The organism is Hydrogenophaga sp. (assembly GCF_030656115.1).
In the GTDB taxonomy this organism is placed as follows: domain Bacteria; phylum Pseudomonadota; class Gammaproteobacteria; order Burkholderiales; family Burkholderiaceae_C; genus Hydrogenophaga.
The window spans coordinates 1-1,076 of the sequence record NZ_JAUSOO010000114.1; the positions used below are offsets into that span (position 1 = coordinate 1).

The window sequence follows — 1,076 nt, forward strand, 5'->3', positions numbered from 1 at the left end:
TGGACCCGGCGCTGCTGGTTGGCGACGCCCAGATCAGCGTGATAGCTGCGCCCGGTCCCGCCCGCGTCGGAGAACACCAACACGCGCTTCTTGCCGCTCATGAAGGCGTCGGTCTCGGCCTTGGCGGCCGAGGCGCTGCGCCGCTCGACCACGCGGCGGCCGTCGCGGTGGATCACCCGTCGGCTGCGCCCGGTGATCTCAGCGACCTGCTCAGGACCCAGCGCCTCGAGCACGGCGTCCAGCACGCCCGGCACTGCCGGCAGGCAGGCCAGATGGGTCACCAGTTCGTCGCGCAGTCGCAGAGCCGCCTGGCTGACGACAGGCGCGCCATCGACCATCACCGGGACCATGGTGACGTTACCGTCCTCGTCCTCGACCGCGTCCATCGCCATGATCGGGAAGGCCCCCATCAGATAGTCGAGCACTTGATCCTTTGGCGTCAGGTCGACGGCGAGGTTGTTCCACTCCTCCGGCGGGATCTCGGCCAGCCGCCGCTCCATGACCGCCTCGTTGGTCGAAACCACCTGGACGATGGCCGAGCGACCAGCCGCCAGGTCGTTGCGGATCGAAGCCACGAGGGACGGCGCCTTCAGGCCGGCCAGCAGATGGCCGAAGAAGCGCAGTTTGGAGCCCTCAAAGGCCGACATCACGGCCGACGCCGCCTGGCCGCTCTTGGGCTTGCCGTCCTCGGTGACCCCAACCGCCTCCAGCGCGGCGCGCAGATTGTGGTGGATCAGCTGGTAGGCGTCGGCCCAAGCGTCCCAGATGCCGGTGTCGTCGGCGCTCAGTGGATGACGCAGGGCGTCGTACTCCACGCCATCGAACGACAGCGAGCGAGCGATGTACAGACCCATCGCCTTCAGCTCCCGGGCGATCAACTCCATCACGGCCACGCCGCCGGTCTCGACAGCGTCCATGAACGCCTCCCGGGCCGGGAACGGCGCATCCGGGCCGCCCCACAGGCCCAGCCGCGCGGCATAGGCCAGGTTCTCCGGCGTCGTGGCGCCGGTCGCCGAGACATAGAGGATGCGGGCGTCGGGCAGCCGGTTCTGCAGGGCCAGGCCAGCCATGCCCTG

General features: G+C 69.5%; 1 protein-coding gene. It reads right to left on the minus strand.

Translation table 11 applies throughout. The features are described from left to right. Window positions 1-1,076: strawberry notch family protein (locus tag Q7J58_RS13865; protein ID WP_304829067.1), on the minus strand; the 1,076-nt coding region annotated here is incomplete at both ends.